A 587-nucleotide genomic window follows, 5' to 3' on the forward strand; every position below is an offset into this window, starting at 1 on the left:
GCCTATTCGCTGCTGGAACTGTACCGCCCGGGCGCCACCTGAGGCGCCCGGCTTCAGACGCTGCGCAATTCCAGGGTCAGGTGCGACAGCCCGGGCAGCGCGGCCAGGCGCGCACGCACGGTCTCGGCACTGAGCGAGGCCCGGGCCACCACACTGACAATCGCCGCCCGGGCCCCAGGGCCCACCTGCCACACGTGCAGGTCGACGATACTGGCATCCCCCGGCCCTTCCACCGATGCGCGGATCTGCCCGGCCACCTGCTCATCGCTGGCATCGAGCAGCACCGCGGCGCTGGACTTGATCAGGGCATAGGACCAGCGGGCAATCACCAGCGCGCCGACAATGCCCATCGCCGGGTCGAGCCAGACCCAACCCAGGTAGCGCCCGGCCAGCAGCGCGGCAATGGCCAGCACCGACGTCAGGGCATCGGACAAAACATGCACATAGGCCGAACGCAGGTTGTTGTCGCCCCCGGCCCGGTTCGACTGGTGATGCTCGTGATGCTCGTGATCATGAGAGTGGCCGTGGGAATGGCCATGATGGTCGTGCCCCCCGCCCAGCAGCCAGGCGCTGAGAATGTTCACCAG

At 68.3% G+C, this 587-nt stretch carries 1 protein-coding gene; it reads right to left on the reverse strand.

Translation table 11 applies throughout. The features are described 5' to 3' along the window. Window positions 1-53: 53 nt before the first annotated feature. A partial coding sequence (locus F6S12_RS32695; RefSeq protein WP_315869982.1) for a cation diffusion facilitator family transporter occupies window positions 54-587 on the reverse strand: 534 nt, incomplete at its 5' end.

Source organism: Pseudomonas sp. JV245A, from assembly GCF_032424515.1.
In the GTDB taxonomy this organism is placed as follows: domain Bacteria; phylum Pseudomonadota; class Gammaproteobacteria; order Pseudomonadales; family Pseudomonadaceae; genus Aquipseudomonas; species Aquipseudomonas protegens.